Source organism: Mesorhizobium sp. ES1-1 (genome assembly GCF_020164785.1).
Taxonomy (GTDB): Bacteria; Pseudomonadota; Alphaproteobacteria; order Rhizobiales; family Rhizobiaceae; genus Mesorhizobium.
The window spans coordinates 92,168-108,839 of sequence record NZ_JAIUGX010000011.1; the positions used below are offsets into that span (position 1 = coordinate 92,168).

General features: G+C 63.1%; 17 protein-coding genes and 1 tRNA gene. 15 read left to right on the forward strand and 3 right to left on the reverse strand.

The genetic code is table 11. The annotated features are described in order from the left end of the window. Nucleotides 1-77: 77 nt before the first annotated feature. Nucleotides 78-154, forward strand: a tRNA-Arg gene (locus tag LB513_RS19245). 490 nt (nt 155-644) lie between these two features. Then, the gene (locus tag LB513_RS19250; protein ID WP_224665091.1) at nt 645-1,082 is read left to right on the forward strand and encodes a DUF3597 domain-containing protein; all 438 of its coding nucleotides are present in this window, start codon (nt 645-647) and stop codon (nt 1,080-1,082) included. A gap of 182 nt (nt 1,083-1,264) precedes the next feature. On the opposite strand, the gene LB513_RS19255 is transcribed toward LB513_RS19250, so the two are convergent. Beyond that, complete coding sequence (locus LB513_RS19255) at nt 1,265-2,125, reverse strand: alpha/beta fold hydrolase (protein ID WP_224665092.1); 861 nt, start codon at nt 2,123-2,125, stop codon at nt 1,265-1,267. Between the two features lie 85 nt (nt 2,126-2,210). Between LB513_RS19255 and LB513_RS19260 the strand changes: the two genes are divergently transcribed. After that, nucleotides 2,211-2,837, forward strand: coding sequence for a LysE family translocator (locus LB513_RS19260; protein WP_224665093.1), 627 nt, complete (start codon nt 2,211-2,213; stop codon nt 2,835-2,837). Nucleotides 2,838-2,918: 81 nt separating this feature from the next. Here LB513_RS19260 and LB513_RS19265 read toward each other — a convergent pair whose 3' ends face one another. Beyond that, a complete protein-coding gene (locus tag LB513_RS19265; RefSeq protein ID WP_224665094.1) occupies nt 2,919-3,812 on the reverse strand; it encodes a DMT family transporter in 894 nt (297 codons plus the stop codon). A 169-nt stretch (nt 3,813-3,981) separates the two neighbouring features. Between LB513_RS19265 and LB513_RS19270 the strand changes: the two genes are divergently transcribed. The 8 genes from LB513_RS19270 (at nt 3,982) to ltaE (ending at nt 10,867) form a co-directional block, all read left to right on the forward strand. Beyond that, a complete protein-coding gene (locus tag LB513_RS19270) occupies nt 3,982-4,872 on the forward strand; it encodes a LysR family transcriptional regulator (RefSeq protein ID WP_224665095.1) in 891 nt (296 codons plus the stop codon). A gap of 487 nt (nt 4,873-5,359) precedes the next feature. After that, nucleotides 5,360-6,091, forward strand: coding sequence for a FadR/GntR family transcriptional regulator (locus tag LB513_RS19275; protein WP_224665212.1), 732 nt, complete (start codon nt 5,360-5,362; stop codon nt 6,089-6,091). Between the two features lie 15 nt (nt 6,092-6,106). Further along, nucleotides 6,107-7,090 carry a substrate-binding domain-containing protein gene (locus LB513_RS19280; RefSeq protein WP_224665096.1) on the forward strand — a complete coding sequence of 328 codons (984 nt, stop codon included), beginning with the start codon at nt 6,107-6,109 and terminating at the stop codon, nt 7,088-7,090. 70 nt (nt 7,091-7,160) lie between these two features. Continuing rightward, complete coding sequence (locus LB513_RS19285; protein WP_224665097.1) at nt 7,161-8,177, forward strand: ABC transporter permease; 1,017 nt, start codon at nt 7,161-7,163, stop codon at nt 8,175-8,177. After that, on the forward strand, nt 8,174-8,917 hold the full coding sequence (locus LB513_RS19290) for an ATP-binding cassette domain-containing protein (RefSeq protein WP_224665098.1): 744 nt from the start codon (nt 8,174-8,176) through the stop codon (nt 8,915-8,917). Before LB513_RS19285 ends, LB513_RS19290 begins: the two co-directional genes overlap by 4 nt. Before the next feature lie 10 nt (nt 8,918-8,927). Next, nucleotides 8,928-9,074, forward strand: a complete 147-nt coding sequence (locus LB513_RS19295) for a hypothetical protein (protein WP_224665099.1) — start codon at nt 8,928-8,930, stop codon at nt 9,072-9,074. Then, on the forward strand, nt 9,067-9,855 hold the full coding sequence (locus LB513_RS19300) for an SDR family NAD(P)-dependent oxidoreductase (protein ID WP_224665100.1): 789 nt from the start codon (nt 9,067-9,069) through the stop codon (nt 9,853-9,855). The genes LB513_RS19295 and LB513_RS19300 overlap by 8 nt, the downstream gene beginning before the upstream one ends. Then, on the forward strand, nt 9,848-10,867 hold the full coding sequence (ltaE, locus tag LB513_RS19305; protein WP_224665101.1) for a low-specificity L-threonine aldolase: 1,020 nt from the start codon (nt 9,848-9,850) through the stop codon (nt 10,865-10,867). Before LB513_RS19300 ends, ltaE begins: the two co-directional genes overlap by 8 nt. A 170-nt stretch (nt 10,868-11,037) precedes the next feature. Here ltaE and LB513_RS19310 read toward each other — a convergent pair whose 3' ends face one another. Beyond that, nucleotides 11,038-12,642 carry an FAD-dependent oxidoreductase gene (locus LB513_RS19310; RefSeq protein WP_224665102.1) on the reverse strand — a complete coding sequence of 535 codons (1,605 nt, stop codon included), beginning with the start codon at nt 12,640-12,642 and terminating at the stop codon, nt 11,038-11,040. Between the two features lie 146 nt (nt 12,643-12,788). Here LB513_RS19310 and LB513_RS19315 point away from each other — a divergent pair, with 146 nt between their 5' ends. Genes LB513_RS19315 through LB513_RS19330 form a run of 4 tightly spaced genes read left to right on the forward strand, consistent with a single transcriptional unit; the run spans nt 12,789 to nt 16,651 of the window. Beyond that, complete coding sequence (locus LB513_RS19315; protein ID WP_224665103.1) at nt 12,789-13,325, forward strand: cupin domain-containing protein; 537 nt, start codon at nt 12,789-12,791, stop codon at nt 13,323-13,325. A gap of 8 nt (nt 13,326-13,333) precedes the next feature. Further along, entirely contained in the window at nt 13,334-14,110 is a 777-nt protein-coding gene (locus LB513_RS19320) for an aspartate dehydrogenase (RefSeq protein WP_224665104.1), read from the forward strand. Then, nucleotides 14,110-14,922, forward strand: a complete 813-nt coding sequence (locus LB513_RS19325) for an alpha/beta fold hydrolase (RefSeq protein ID WP_224665105.1) — start codon at nt 14,110-14,112, stop codon at nt 14,920-14,922. Before LB513_RS19320 ends, LB513_RS19325 begins: the two co-directional genes overlap by 1 nt. Then, a complete protein-coding gene (locus LB513_RS19330; RefSeq protein WP_224665106.1) occupies nt 14,912-16,651 on the forward strand; it encodes a hypothetical protein in 1,740 nt (579 codons plus the stop codon). Before LB513_RS19325 ends, LB513_RS19330 begins: the two co-directional genes overlap by 11 nt. Nucleotides 16,652-16,672: the final 21 nt, after the last annotated feature.

The window sequence follows — 16,672 nt, forward strand, 5'->3', positions numbered from 1 at the left end:
AGTCGTTAGGGAACACGTCTCGTCGCGGCCGGTCGTCACGATCGGATCGCGGGGTCATGCAAAGCATGGCCTGTTGCGCGCCCGTAGCTCAGCTGGATAGAGCACCAGACTACGAATCTGGGGGTCAGGAGTTCGAATCTCTTCGGGCGCGCCATTTTCCTCCTAAGTGGTCAAAATGCTAAAGGCGTTGTGCGGGCAATGGTTTGCGTCTCTGCGCGTGCTACTTTTGTGTTCTACAGGACGACCATTGATGGCCCGCGTGAAGTACGTTCAGCGACGTGCAAACCGCTTCGAATTTAGATTCCTTACGAAGTTCTTCCCCAGCCCTTGCCGAAGCGCCTAGCGAGCGCGCGTCCCTTTGCTGCGAACTCCGCCGACAGACGGAACGTTATCCGTTTTAATCGCTTATAACAGAGCCGCCCTGAGGGGTTCATGCCGACGCTTCCGCTTGTCGTTGCAATCGCGGATCAGGCAGTTGAAGACGATTGGGTGAAAACCCGTTGAACTATCCGGAGAAGGAAGCCGAGCTTGTGGCAGCCATCCTGAGTCTCAGGACAGCCGGACCGATGTCGACGTGACTTTCGAGAGATGTCACCAGTCTTTGGATCAGGCAGCAACACCCACTTCATGAAGGAGATTTGATGATGAGCGTTTTCGACAAGATCAAGGATGCTATCTTTGGCAAGGCAGAAGCTGCCGAAGCCCCGGGTTCTGCCACGCCAACCGCACCTGCCCCATCTGCGCCCCCTGCCGCTCCTTCCTCCACCGCAGGTGCGGCGCCTAAGCCCACCGTGTCCGCGCCTCCTTCACAATCGGCAACCTCTGCCGTGGATGTCAGTGCCGTCATGGATGCGGCTGTGAAGGCCAGCGGTGAACGGCTCAACTGGCGCACCTCAATTGTAGACATGATGAAAGCTCTGAACCTCGACAGCAGCCTCGCCAATCGTAAGGAACTAGCGAAGGAGCTGCAGTATACGGGGGATACTTCGGACTCTGCGAAGATGAACGTGTGGCTACACAAAGCCCTGCTGCAGAAGTTGGCTGCCAATGGTGGCAAAGTGCCTGCCGATCTGACGGATTGAGTTTAGGCAGGGTTCAGAGCCAGCTGCAGTTTCAACTGCTCAACGGGGCATCTCGCGAAAAGGGCAGACATCATCCTCGAAGGGTACGCATCTTCGCCGAAACTGTGTGCCCTCGACGATCTCCGGTTTCCCGATCCGCCCCGGTGGTCTTAATTACCACCTCCCGCAGAAGCGACTCCAGGTCAGGATGCCTGGAAGAAAGCCCCGAGCTCTGCCGCCAGCTCTTCGGGTGCTTCTTCGGCCATGTGATGGCCGCAGTCGATACTGCGGCCAGTCACGTCGGGCGCCCATCCGCGCCAGATGCCGAGGATATCGCCATGCAAGTCCTCCAAATCGTCGCGGCCCGACCAGAGCACGAGCAAGGCGCAAGCAAGCTTGCGCCTGGCCTGCCGATCATCTTCGTCGTGTCGGCGGTCGATACCTAAGCCTGCCCGGTAGTCCTCGATCATGCCATGAACGGTGGCCGGATCGTGGATAGCGGCATTGAAATCAGCATATGCTTCCTCACCCATCTCCTCGGAACTGCCCCCGTACCATGCGGTCGGGTCAGCCAGGATCGCCCGCTCGGGCTTTTCTGGCAGGGCGAAGAAAAACCAATGCCACCATGCCGCAGCGAAGCGGGCATCGCACCGGGCCAGCGCATCCGCGATTGGAATACCGTCGAGTATCGCAAGACGATCAACCGCGGCAGGATGATCCATCGCGGTTCGAAAGGCTGTGTAAGACCCTCTGTCGTGCCCGACGAGGCCGAAGCGATCAAAGCCGAAATGGCGCATCAGCGCGATACAGTCTCTCGCCTTGGCACGCTTGGATGAACCGGCGTGATCCGGTGTGTCCGCAGGCTTCGAGGATTGGCCGAAGCCACGCAGATCCGGACAGACGACCGTGTATCGCTCTGCCAGGATCGGCGCCACCCGATGCCAGGTTGCGTGTGTCCGAGGATGGCCATGCAACAACAGCAACGGCTTTCCTTTGCCGCCTATCCGGACCCGAAGCGTTGCTTCTGGAAGGCTGACCTGCTCCAGTCTAAATCCATCAAACATGTCTGCTCCTGATCGCGATCCTGCCTGAACTTTTTGGGCACTCCGATACGACACGCGCGTTGTGGTTCAAGTTTGGAGGTGCACTATGAACTCGGAGATCGCGATCATTGCTACAACCCTAGGGTTTTATGCCCTGGCAGTGGCGAGTCCGGGCCCGAACTTCGCGCTTATCTCTCGATTGGCGCTGTCGGGTGCCCGTCGCGCGGCGATCGGCGCGACATTGGGCCTCGCTCTGTCGGCTACATTCTACGCCATTTTGACCATTACGGGATTATCGATCGCGCTCACGCGCGTCGGTTGGCTCGCAAGCCTCGTTCAAATCGCAGGCGGATGCTACTTGGTCTATCTCGGTGTGAAGGCTTGGCTGGGCGCCAAGCACACGCTTTCGCCGGAATTCGGAGGGGCAGCGCAGGATACCCTTATCAAGGGGCTCCGGACAGGCGTCATCGTCAATCTGTCCAACCCCAAGGTGATCACCTTCTTCCTGAGCCTCTATGCGGTGACCGTGCCCATTGGAGTCTCGTTATGGACCAAACTGACCCTGCTGACGGGTGGTTTTCTCCTTGAGGTCCTTTGGTACGGCCTCGTCATCGTGATCCTCTTCACACCCCCTGCTCGCGCGGTTTACGACCGGGCAGGGCAGTGGATCGAACGCCTGGTCGGCACCGCACTTGCCCTATTCGGTCTACGCTTGATCTCGGAAAAGCTCTGAACGCGGACTGCCGTTCGGCGCGAAGACCAAGTCCGGATCGGCCGCTCATGCCCGCGTTTCAATGGAATGCCGACGACGCACTCAACCGCGCAAGGTCAGCCACACTCCCACCAGGGTCACCGCCAGGCCGACGAACATTGCCGGAGCAAGCGGCTCCGAGAACAGCATCCAGGCCCAGAGCATGGTAACCGGCGGGCTGAGATAGATCGCAGCGCTCACCTGCGCGACCGGATAGAGGCGCAGCATCGTGTAGTAGACGGCGTAGGCCAAGAATGTGGCAAAGAACACGAGCCAGGCCATGCCAATGGCAAACTCGCGCGTCATGGGCGGCTCAAGGCTCCCCTGATAGAGTCCGCACAGGCCGAAGAGGATTGCGCCGGTCAGCGAATGGATGCACAGGCTTTGGTGGACGGGCATGTTCAGGGAGGCCTTGCCCCTGCGCAGTACGGAGGCGGCGGCGAAGACCAGCATGGAGCCGACGGTGATCGCATACGCCCAGAGAGGCGCCGTGCCGAAGCTGAGGCTGTCAAAGGAGACGATCAGGACGCCTGCCACGGCGATCGCGGTCCCCAGCCATTGCCGTCCCGAAAGCCGTTCGCCCAGAAGCGGCTGCGACAGGGCCGCGATCGCCAGCGGCACCAGATCCGAGATCAGCGCGACGAGGCCTGTCGGCACTCGCTGCTCGATCGCCAGTGCGAAACCGCCGAGATAGATGAACACGGCCATCACGCCGAATGCCATCTGCGGCAGCACGGCCGAAAGGCTCATCTTCGGACCGAATGCAAAGGCGAACGGAAGCAGGATAAGACCCGATAGCAAGGTTCGCCAGAACAGAAGGACGGCCACACTGGTCTGCTCACTTGCGTAGCGGACACCGACGAAGCCGGAACTCCAGCCGATGATCAGGACTGTGCCCAGTAACGGCAGAAGCAGGCGAGAACGCGGGGTCAGGGCAATGTCAGCGGAGAGGTCCATGGCAGTTCCGGTCTGCAATACGAACCATGGATAGGAGCTCGACACGCCGGGCGCACATGACAAATATCGATCATACCATGAAGTATGGATAGAATTTGTAATTCTCACTTGCCGGATTGCACGGCTCGGGTACATCATTCACTTGCTGACATGACTTCCGGAGTGACGGATGATCGAGACGAACAGCAGGCGGCTAGACATCGACGCATTGCGCGCCCTGCGGGCTATCAAGATGCATGGCGGGGTGACACGCGCCGCCGACGCGCTCGGCCTGTCGCAGTCAGCCGTCAGCCATAAAATCAAGCGGATGGAGACCAGCCTTGGCTGCGAGCTGCTGGACAGGCGGCCGGGCGGACGCATGTTCACCGCCGACGGCGATGCGCTTCTCGCCTACGCCGGCAAGATACTTGGCCTCCACGACGAGGCGCTTGTCAGCCTGGCAAGAGCGGATCTGGCGGGACGCATCCTGCTCGGGCTGACCGAGGACACCACCTGTTCGGACCTATCAAGGATCCTCGGCCGCTTCCGGCGCCTGCACCCGCAAGTGGCCGTCCGCACGAAGGTGCGCATGAGCCTGGTGCTCCGGTCCATGCTGGAGCGCGGGGAGCTGGACGTCGCCATCATCCAGGTCTTCGCGCACGAGGTAAGGCCGGCGGATATCGTTTTGTTGCGCGAAGAACTGCACTGGGTGAGGTCGCGCGACCTGGAACTGGAGCGGGCCAGTCCTGTACCGTTCCTTTCGTTCGATGAGGATTGCTTCTATCGGCGCTGGGCCACCGACATCGGCCAGGACGGCGGGGCCGATCTGGAAACCGTGTTCGAATGTTCCAGCGCTGCCGGCATCGTGGCGGCCGTGCAGGCTGGCCTTGGCGTCGCGCTGCTCAGCGACCGTCACCTGCGTCCGGAGATGGAGATCATTCGCGAGGACCTGCCTGCTCCGCCGCCTCTCGCCTATGTCGCGCGTCGGGCAAAGAAGGCGAGAAATCCCGCGCTGGAGAGTTTTGTGTCCGAGGTTCAGGCCGAAATCAGCCGATACGGCAAGCTGGCGTTAGCCGGCTGAGTCTCAGCATACTCGACAGTGCTTTCCGGCTCCGAGATGATCGAGACAGCTTTGGCAAGAGCCAGATTGCTGCCTTGGGCCGCGCCGAATCCCGTGCGCACGCTGACCACATCCCTGTCGCGTAAGATGACGGAGCTACGGCGAATAACGATCACAATGTCCATTTTTGGGAAGCGCTGTGGCCATCTCCATTGGTCGAGATGGCGGCGTTCCCTAACGGTCGGAAGCCACCTTCGCCGTGCGACGAGCAGGTCGAGCAACAGTCCACTCATGGCAGCCAGCAGGGTTCCGGATCGAGCGGCCATGAAAAGGCCCAGCGGCGAAGGGGTTCGCGGAGATGGCGAGCCTAATCGGTGCCAGGGTGGAGGCAGGCCGGATGCCAATGCAACCGGCTTCGAAGGCTTTGTGTCGCCGCAGGTGTTATCTTTGCTTGACGCACCTATCGCATCGTGGTCCTGTGGTCAGACCACAAGACCAGAAGACCGCAATGTTAGACCTTCAACCCATCGTCAAAGAGACATCGGCCCAGCAGGTGGCCAACCAGATGTTGTCGATGATCCGGCGCGGCGTGTGGAAGGCCGGCGATCAACTGCCGGCCGAGAGGGAGTTGCTGGCAAAACTATCCGTGGGTCGCTCGACCGTGCGCGAGGCGCTCCAGATCCTGTCCACGCTCAACGTCGTGCAAGCGATTCAAGGGCAAGGCACATTCATCAAGGCGCCCCGCCCGGACGAGATTTTCCGGCCTGATCTGGTGTCGTTTCTGATCAACGATGCGGCAATCTTCGATCTGCTTGAGACGCGCAAGATGCTGGAACCGCAGACCGTGACGCTCGCGTGCCTGCGCGCAACGGATGCAGAGTTGCACGCCATCTCGCGCCTTCTCGACCAACACGCGCACGCGCTCGAAAGTGGGCTTTCGGTCAAGGAGCCTGCTCGCCTTTTCCACGTCATGCTGGCCGAGGCTTCGCACAACACCGTGTCCGCGAGCTTCATGCGCTCGATCCTGGATCTGCTCCAGGATCGCCGGCGTCCCGACATGCCGATGGACTTGCTGCGCACGGAGTTGCGCGACCACCGAGAAATCCTGAACCTGGTCATGTCGCGCAACGCGCAAGGCGCCGCCGATCGCCTCGTTCAGCACATCGTTCAGTCCGCAGTCATCGACCTCCCGGATTTCGATGCCGCGGACCGGGCAGCCTCCGCAAGTTCAGAGAACTGATAAAAGGGGATCAACATGACGACTACCGACCACCGCCAGTCTCTGCGGTACCGATTGAAAACGATGGCGGCCGGCGCTTTCGCGGGTCTCGCCGTTCTGTCCATGTCGCCTGTTGCGCAAGCGCAGGAAGAGCCGGTCAACGTGACCTTCATTATTTATACCGCGCCTGGCGATCCGTTCTGGCAGCCGGTGATCAAGGGCGCGCAGGAGGCAGCGAAGGACCGAAACGTCAACGTCGACATTCAGTATGCCGACAGCGACCCGGTCAAGCAGAACAATCTGATGGAGACGGCTATCGCCAACAAGGTCGACGGTCTGGCCGTCGTAAACTGGCTGCCCGGCGCATTCACCGACAACATCGCCAAGGCGCGGGAAGCCGGCCTCGGCGTTGTCACCTTCGACACCAATGACCCGAACCCGAACGCCACCAAGAGCCAGGCCTATGTCGGTCAGGACTTCTTTGCGGCTGGCCAGCGCATCGCGCAGAAGATGATCGACACAGCAAAGCTCAAATCCGGCGACCATGTGGTCGCGCCCGTCGAGGATCCGGATGCCTTCTACGGCACCGAGCGCTACCGTGGCATCAAGGATGTGCTCGACAAGGCGGGCATCACTTCGGAAAAGCTCGACGCGACGCCGACCATGGCAACCGCTCTGACGCGCATCTCGCAATATCTCGTCGGCAACAGCCAGACCAAGGCCGTGATCGGCCTCGGCAGCGTCGTCACCGAGATTGCGCCGCAGGCGGCTGCGGAAGCCGGCCTGAGCATCGCGGTCGGCGGTTTCGACCTCAGCCCCGGCATCGTCGATGCGATCATGGCGAAAAAGATGATCGCAACGGTCGACTCCGGCGCCTATTACGAGGGCTACATGCCGATCGTCATGCTTGCCTACTACAAGCGCTACGGCATTCCTCCGGCGTCGATCCCGATCGGCGGAACCATCATCGATTCAGGCAATGCCGAACTGGTCAAGAAGTTCGCCGGCACCTACCGCTAACTCATCCACGAGGCTGGCGGATCGATAAAGCCGCCAGCCACCTCTCCGGCGACTTTTCGGGACAATGACCATGACCAAAACCGCCTCCGACCTCAGCGGGTTGGCCCTGCAGCCGCGATCGAGGCGCTGGCGAGACCTCCTGCGCGAACCTGTCGCCAGCATCTGCATGCTGTTCATCGTCTTTCAGCTGGTCTGCATCGTCGGGGCGCTGCTGTTCCCGGAAGCGTTCCGCTATCTGTCGCCGCAGAACGTATCGCTACTCCAGCGGGCCATCCCCGTCATCGGGGTCGTGGCACTCGGCGTCGGCCTGCTGATGATTACCGGCGAGTACGATCTTTCGGTCGGCTCGGTGTACACTCTGGCCGGCTATTCGATGGCGATGCTCTACACGGCAGGGGTCTCGCCGGTCGTCGCCCTCGTGCTGACCCTGCTGATCGGCATTGTCATCGGCATCGTCAACGGGATCATCACGGTCAAGACAGGGATCCCCTCATTCATTGCGACGATGGGCTCGATGCTTCTGGTGCGCGGCCTGGTGCGATGGCTGTCGGAAATGGGCTCGGTTTCGTTCCGGCCCGGCGAGGCCTTTGCCAGCCTGTTCACCGGCTCCGTGTTCGGCGTCGAAGCGGCCTTTATCTGGTTCATCGTGCTGGCCCTGGCGGCGGCGGTCTTCCTGCATCGCAGCAAGATCGGCAACCACATGTATCTGGTAGGCGGCAACGAACGCACCGCTCGTGCGGTCGGCATCGCCACCGACAGGGTGAAGATCGTGGCGTTTGCCTTGTCGGGCATGGCCGCGGCGATCGCGGGCGTCCTGTCCATCACCCGCGTCGGCACAGCCACGCCCGCCCAAGGCCTCGGCATGGAACTGCGCGCCATTGCCGTATGCGTCATCGGCGGCCTCTTCCTCTCGGGCGGCCGCGGCACCGTGCTCGGCATCGTCGTCGGCGCCTGCATCCTCTACATGGTCGAGGACGTGCTGTTGCTGTTGCGCGCGCCGGGCTTCTATCTCGACGTCTTCGTCGGCGCGATCCTGGTCATCGCCGTTATCGCCAACACCGCACTAGCTCGCAGGAGCGCCAAATGAACGCGGTCGCGACACCCCTTCTGGAACTCAAGGGCATCAGCAAGTCCTACGGCCATATCGAAGCGCTGACCCAGGCGGATTTCGACATCAGGCCAAACGAGGTGGTCGGTCTGCTCGGAGACAACGGCGCCGGCAAGTCGACACTGGTCAAGATCATGTCGGGTGTCGAATTTCCGACCAGCGGCAAGATTTTCCGAGACGGCAAGCCGGCCACGATCCGCTCGCGCAAGGATTCCGAGCGGCTCGGCATCGAAACTATCTACCAGGACTCGGCCCTGGTCGGCTCGGCGTCGATCATGCGCAACTTCTTCGCCGGGCGGGAGCTGACGAAGGGTCCAGGACTGCTCGACATGCAGGCGATGAACGCCATAGTCATGGACCAGCTCCTCAACACCGTCAAAATAGCCGGCATCGACTCGCCCGACATCCTGGTCGAGACACTGTCCGGCGGCCAGCGCCAAGCCGTCGCCATTGCGCGTGCCGTCTATTTCAAGACCGCGATGCTTCTCCTCGACGAGCCGACCAGCGCCCTATCGGTGCGCGAGACGGATAAGCTGCTGGCGCATCTCGGTGAGTTGAAGGCGGACGGAGTGTCAGCCGTGTTCATCACCCACAATCTCTACCACGCCTATGAAAGCTGCGACCGCTTCGTCATCCTGTCGCGCGGGCGGGTCATCCGCAGCCTGACTCGAGAGGAGACGACCGTGCGCGAACTCAACGACATCATCGTCAAGAACTGAGGTGGCCACCATGTCGATACGCTGCGTCCTCAAGGCCCGCGCCGTGCTGGGCGAGAAGCTCTACGAGACCGGCTTCACGGCCGAACCGACGGCCGGGGGCCGCATTGCGCTTGAAACGGACATTACCGGCCTCGAGGAGCCGCTCTATCATGGCTGACCAGGGCGAATTCGCCGGGCAGGTGGCGGTCGTGACCGGCGCGGCGCGCGGCATCGGTTTCGGCATCGCATCGACCCTGGCGCGGCGTGGCGCCTCGACCGTCCTGGTCGATGTCGACCGGGCCGTCCTCGAAGCCTCCGTGGATGGCTTGGCGGGTGCCGGGTTGACGGTGAAGGGCGTCGTCGCCGACGTTTCATCGTTGGCGTCGGTCAAAACTCTGGCGACGGAAACACTCGCCTGGAAGGGCCGGATCGACATCGTTTGCCCCAACGCCGCCGTGTTCGGGTCCGCCAGCATCGTCGACATGACGGAAGCGGAGTGGGACCGCCTGCTGTCGATCAATCTCAAGGGCGCGTTCCTGACGTTGCAGGCCTTCATGCCGGCCATGCTTGAGCGGGCTTACGGCCGCGTCGTGATCACCTCGTCCGTCACCGGCACGCGCACCGCAATCCCCAACATGATTCACTACGCGACAACCAAGGCCGGCCTTCTCGGCATGGTTCGCGCGGCGGCGCTGGAGACGGCCGGCCGCGGCATCACCGTCAATGCGGTCGCCCCCGGCCATGTCATGACGGAGGGTGCTGCCTCACTCTACGATCCCGAGTTCCTGGCAGCCACCGAGAACCACATTCCGATGGGCCGCCTTGCCACGTCGGACGAGATTGCGGACGCCGTCGCCTTCTTCGCCAGCCGCCGCGCCGGTTACATCACCGGCCAATCCCTGGTGGTTGATGGCGGCCTGACGCTTCGCGAATATCCGGCTGGATATCCCCGTGTCTGAAATCCAGTACGACTTCCGCAGCGATACGGTCACGCGCCCAACAAAGGCGATGCGCGACGCCATGAACGCGGCGCCGGTGGGCGACGACGTCTATGGTGAAGATCCGACCGTCAATCGGCTGGAGCGCGAGGCCGCAGAGATTTTGGACAAGGAAGCGGGTCTGTTCTGCACATCCGGGACGCAGTCCAACCTGATCGCCTTGATGATCCACTGCGGACGCGGCGACGAGTTCATAGCCGGCCAAATGGCGCATCTTTATCGCTGGGAGGCCGGCGGCGCATCGGTGTTGGGCAGCATCCAGCCGCAACCCATACCCAACCAGGCCGACGGTACGCTTGCGTTGGAGGACATCGCCGATGCCATCAAGCCCCACGACCCCCATTACGCCGTCACGCGTTTGCTGGCGCTGGAAAACACGTTCGGCGGCCAGGTGTTGCCGCAGGCTTATGTCGACGCCGCGTCAAGACTGGCGCGCCACCACGGCCTGTCCTTGCACCTGGACGGTGCCAGACTGTTCAATGCGGCAATCGCCAGCGCCATGCCGGCAGGCCGACTGGCGCGCGACTTCGATACCGTCTCGATCTGCCTCTCCAAGGGTCTCGGCGCGCCGGTGGGCAGCGTGCTGGTCGGTTCTCGCGACATGATTGAGAAAGGCCGGCGTCTGCGCAAGCTGCTGGGCGGCGGCATGCGGCAGGCCGGCGTCATCGCGGCCGCGGGCATTCACGCGCTGCATCACCATGTCGACCGGCTGGCCGAAGATCATGAAAACGCATCGCGTCTGGCGACAGGGCTTGCGCGGCTACCGGGCATACGTCCGAACGTGCCGCATTCCAACATCATATTCGTGGAGTTGGACGGCTTTGACGCGACGCAGGTTAAGGCCGCCTTCCACGCCCGTGGCATCGGCGTTGGAACGGCCACCGGCAACCGCCTGCGCCTGGTCACGCATCTCGACGTCGGCAAGGAAGGCGTGGAGGCCGCTGTGGTCGCCGCGGAGGCGATTTTCCGCTAGTGCCTGGTAACCGTGCTGCCAAGCTGTCAGCATGGTTACCTTGGACCGCCAGACTAGTCCACGAAGCGCCGTCTGGTTGCTGTAGACGACACCTGATGGCACCGCGCGCGGACAATCATCGTCGCTTTTTGAAGGATGATTGGGGAAGATCTTGTCTAGTTCGTACGCGATCACCTGTTCTGGTGCAGGATCGTCTCGGCCGCAATGAAGCCCCAGGTCAAATTGGGGCCGAGCGTGGTGCCGGCTCCGACGGCACGCGTGCCGATAGGGTTGGCCATTGCAAGCCCTGCCGCGTAGAGGCCGGGGATGATCGAGCCGTCCGGTCTCACCACCTGCGCCCGCTCGTTGGTGCGAGCGCCCCCCTTGGTGCCCAGAAGAGAGCGGTTGATCGTCATGCCGACATAGGGAGGCTTGTCTATGGGCTTCAGACGGTTTTCCGGGCCATGCGCCTTATATGCTTCCCAACCGTTTTCGCCGCGCTGGAAATCCGCATCGTGCCCCTTGGCGCAGAAACCATTCCAGCGGGCAATGGTCTCCTCGAGCGCTGCCGGCGGCAGCCCGAGTTTTGCGGCAAGGCCGGCAATCGTATCCGCCTTCTTCACCCAGTCGCGCTCGTAGGAGGCGTACCAGCGGAAGGGCAGGGACGTCCGCGGGAACCGATGGTCGCCTACGAGGTAGCAGGGCAGATGGATGGGGGCGCCGTCGGGTCCGCGTGCATCGATCGCCTCGCCGATGTTGAAGGAGTTTTCGCTGATGAAGCGCTTTGCGTGGCGGTCCACCACAATGGAGTGAGGTTCGGCCTGGAAGGTCATCGGCAGACCGTGGCGCTCTCCCTGGTAGCGCGTCGGCAGGCAGGGATAGACGTTCGCCTGGTCCATGCGGTCCAGCTGCGCGCCAACGGACGCGGCAAGTTTCTGGCCGTCGCCCTCGTTGCCGCGCGGACTACCGATCCGGTCGAATGCGCCGGGGAAATGCTGCTTGCGCATCTCGTCGTCCCATTCAAAGCCACCCGTTGCGATCACCACGCCCCGACGCGCGGCAATCTTCCTGCGCCGGCCTTCGGTTTCCACCTCCGCGCCGATGATACGTGAGTCCAAATCCTGAAGCAGGGTAACTGCGCGCGTTGCCAGCTTGAAGGAGACACCGGCGTCGAGGCAGCCCTTGATCAGCCCGGTCATCAGCGCCGTGCCTTGCCCGCCGGAATTGGTCAGCCATCGCCAAAGGAGCTTCGGCCAGAGTTTGAATCCCGCACGGATCGGGTGATGATAGAGATCCAGGTCGACGACCTCCTGGTAGGTGAAACTGTGCGGCAAGGTGGAGCGGCGCAGCCTGGATGCGAGCCTGCCCAGGATGCGACGGCTGAGCGGTCTGGGCGAGAGCATACGGCCAAAGAGCTTGCCACCCGGCGCCTCGGCAAAGGGGTCCGGCTCATTGATCAACCGGAAGTCGAGCGGCGTGTTGCCGGAGAGGAAGCGCAGCATATCGGGCGCCGCGCGGGCGAAAGCAGCCCATAGCGCGTCTTCCTTCCGCTCCCAGCCTTCGGGTGCGACGGCGCGCAGATAGGCGAGTGCGTCCTCGCGGCTATCGGCGATGCCGGCTTCGGCAGCGACATGATTGGCCGGTATCCATACACCGGCTCCGGACATGGCGGATGTACCGCCCAGCCATTCGGTCTTCTCGATGACCAAGACTTTGAGACCGCCTTTGGCGGCTCTCAAAGCCGCTGAACAGGCCGCCGAGCCCGAACCGATGACCAGAACGTCGACTTCGTCCATTGGGGTCCCCTGCCTTTATGACGTGTCACTATAGGAACACGAAATTAAATCTGTCTACTCTTGTGTCGACACTTTCCGCATTGTAGCTTCGCCTGAGTTGCCAGCGTCCCAGCATGATCCCGCAGCTCTTTCGACAGGCAGAAGCCATGGATGATACCCGCCTCCCAGCCGCGCCGTCCGGTATCCATGTTTCCGGATCCGAAAGCCGCGAAAGCTATTGGCAGCCGGTGCCGGCAAACGGCCATATCGACGTTGCTTTGGCACCGCATATCGTCGGCATGGAGCACCCTTTCGCGCTGGGCACGCAATCGGTCGCGCCCGGCGGCTATGTGCGCGAGCACACGCATGATCGCAACGAGGAGACGATCTATGTCATCGAAGGTCATGGCCGTGCCGTCATCGAAGGCAAGGAATATCCGCTGAAACCGGACAGCGTCGTGTTCCTGCCGAAAAACGTCAGGCACATGTTCATCAATGATGGCGAAACGCAGCTGCGGTGGATCTGGCTGATCGTGCCCAATGGTCTGGAGGACTTCTTCCGCCTGATCGGAAAACCTCGCAAACCCGGCGATCGCGTGCCATCCAACTTCCCGCGCCCGGAAAACGTGCTGGAGATCGAGCGCAAGACGGTGTTCGGGGCTGATCTGGCCGACAAGTTCGATCCCACGAAGCAGACCTCCTGAAGCAGGCCATGCTGACGATTGGCCTCATCGGCTACGGTGCGATCGCGCACGACATCGTTCGCGTTTTCCCCGCCGATGCCGTTCGTTGGGTGGCGCTGTTGCGCGAAGGCGCCAGGCCTGGATTGCCGGGCCATGTCCGCGCGGTGACGCGGCTTGACGCATTGATCGACGCACGCCCCACGGCGGTGGTGGAGGCGGCCGGCCAGCAAGCGGTGGCCGCCTGCGTACCCGCGCTTCTCGAAGCCGGCATCCCGACCCTCATCGCTTCGGTCGGCGCGCTGTCGGATCCGGCGCTTGCCGCCCGACTGAGCGAAGCCGCACGCATCGGCGGCGCGCGCCTGGTGTTGCCCTCGGGCGCATTGGGGGGCCTGGACTATCTGCGGGCGATAGCGGTGCTTCCCGATGCGCGCGTTCGCTACACCTCGCGCAAGCCACCGGCCGCCTGGGCGGCGGAGCTGGCCGCCGCCGGACTTACAGTCGACGATCGCGCCATAGTCCTCTTCGAGGGCACTCCCAGCGAGGCGGCGGGGCGCTATCCGAAAAACCTCAACGCAGCTTTCGCCGTGGCGATGGCGGCGGGGGCCGAGAAGGTAACGGTGCTTGTGATTGCCGATCCGGCGGCTTCCGGCAACACCCACGAAATCGAAGTCGAGAGTGCAGCCGGCACTGCCTCCTTCCATCTCGTCAACGCGCCCTCGCCCGACAATCCCAAGACTTCGGCGCTCACCGCCCTCAGCATCGTGGCCGCCCTTCGCGAATTGGTCGATCGGGAGGGCCATCGCTGATGCCCTTCTTCGCCGCCGCCGACGGCTGCCGCATCCACTACGAGACATCAGGCAGCCATGGGCCGCGCCTGATCCTTATCCCCGGGCTCGGCGGCGACGGGAGGTTCTGGGCAGGTGTCGTTGGGCTACTCGAGGGTCACCATCGCATCATTGTCACTGACCATCGCGGCGCCGGACGCAGCGATCGACCGAGCGGCCCCTATTCCATTCCCCTGATCGCGAGTGACATTGCCGACCTGCTGAGGCGCACGGGCGGCCCCGCTCACATTGTCGGGCATTCGACCGGCGGCGCCATCGCGCAGGTGCTTGCGCTCGATCACGGCGAGATCGGCTTGAGCTATACGATCAGCAGCTCCTGGGCGCGGGCCGACGCCCGTTTCCGTGCGCTGTTTGGCGCCCGTGCCGAACTGCTCGATGCCGGTATGGCCGAAACCTATCAGCGCCTGGGCCATGTGCTGTGCTACGAACCATCCTACCTCGAGACACATGCCGTGCAACTCGACGCGGCAGCCGCAGCCGCTCCACACACGCTGGCGCCCCTTGCCGTCGCGGCGGCGCGCGTGCGCATGCTGCTCGACCATGATCGCCTTGCCGACCTGCCGCGCATCGCCGCCCCGGTCCAGGTAATAGTGGCTGCCGGCGATATACTGACGCCGCCCACCCTTTCGCAGTCTATCGCCGCTGCAATACCGGGTGCCGACCATGTAACCGTTCCCGGCGCGCATTTTCATCCGCTGACCGATCCCGCAGGTTTTGCCGCCATCCTTGGCCGTTTCATCGCCAGAGCCGAGAGCAAATGTCATGACCGCTGAAGTTGCCGCCCCTCTCGTCGAACCGCGCCTGAAGCCGGGCGCCGACCTCCTCGCCGAAGGGCGCGCCATGGCGCGCGACTGGCGGCTCGGCAGCTGCCTTTTCCTCACCGAAACCGGCATGCCTTCGGAGGCGGCTTGGAAGCGCAAGGCGGCAGCCGAGAAGCGCGTCATGCAGCACGCCCATATCGGCTTCCGAAGCGTCGAGCGCACCATCGCGGCGATCGGGGAGGTGCATGGGCAATGCCGCAAGGCGGGGGTGACTGTCGATCGTTTCGGCATCACGCTCGACTGGTCGATGGGCTATCCGCAGGCGATGCGCGCCAAGGCAGCACGTGGGACCGGCATCGTGCTCACCGGTCCGGAGGATTTTGCGCGCATCACCAATGCGGCACCCGCCGCCGCCCATTTCGGCGACTTCATGCTCGGCCTGCCGGGCGCGCTGGAAAACACCCGCTCGGCCATTGCCGCGGGGGCAACGGCGATCGGTAATCTCGGCCAGTATTTTACGTTCCGGCTGCCCTATTGGGACGATGAGGTGGCGACCACCGAGGCGACCGTCACGGCGCTGGGTCTGATCGCGGCGCAGGATGCCGAGATCCTTGTCCATTCCAATCTGGACGACGGATTTGCCGGACTGTTTATCGACATGGCCTGCGCGCTGGGCATGGTGCTGATCGAAAAGCACATCGTCGAGGATTTGATCGGCGCGCGTCTCGCGCATTGCTACGGCCACCATTTCAGCGATCCGCTGTCGCGCACCGCCTTCCATGCCGCGCTGGTGCGGGTCAACGACACGCCGGGCACGATGATCTTCGGAAACACCGTTTCCTATCAATCGACCCCGGCGGGCAACTATGCCAGCCTGGCAAGCTATCTCCTGGCGGACATACTTGCGGTGGGGCGGTGGCCGTCCGGCCATGCGATCAATCCCGTGCCGGTGACCGAGAACCAGCGCATTCCCGATGTCGACGAGATCATCGACGCGCAGACCTTCGCGCACCGGCTGACGCTGCACGCTCCGTTCTACGACCCGGTGTTCGATTGGACCAAGGCCGAGGCGATGGCCGATCTGCTGGTGGAAGGCGGCCGCCGGTTCGCCGAGGCCGCCATGAAGGGGCTGGCCGAGCGGGGGGTGGATGTCGAAGACCCGGCCGCATTGATGCTCGCCATCCGCCGTATGGGCCCCAAGCGCCTGGAGGATCTTTTCGGGCCCGGCGCGGCAAGCCAGCGTGGGCGCAAGCCGCTGATCCATGCCGAATGGGCGCGTGAGCTGAACCACAAGGCGGCAAGCTGGGTTTCGGCGCAGAGACCGCTGACGAGGCCAGCCCCGCTGACCGTATGCATCGGTACGACCGACGTGCACGAACACGGCAAGTATCTCGTCGAGCAAGCGCTGACTGGCCTCGGCGTCGCGATTGCCGATGCCGGCGTGGCCGTCGACCCGGAAGCGCTTGTCGCGCACGCGGCCGAGACCCGAGCCAGTGCCATCGCCGTCAGCACCTATAATGGCGTGGCGCTTCGCTACGCTCAGGCGGTGAAGGCGGCGATGGCGGCGCGCGGGCTTGTCCTGCCTGTGCTTATCGGCGGAAGGCTGAACGAGGTGCCGAAGGATTCCAATTCCGGCCTGCCGGTGGATGTGACCGAGGACATAGCAAAGCTCGGCTGCGTGCCATGCGTCGATCTCGATGCGATGCTCGTCGCCCTGCGCTCCATCCCAAACGAGCGGTAAGGCCCGCCATGGACCGGCCAG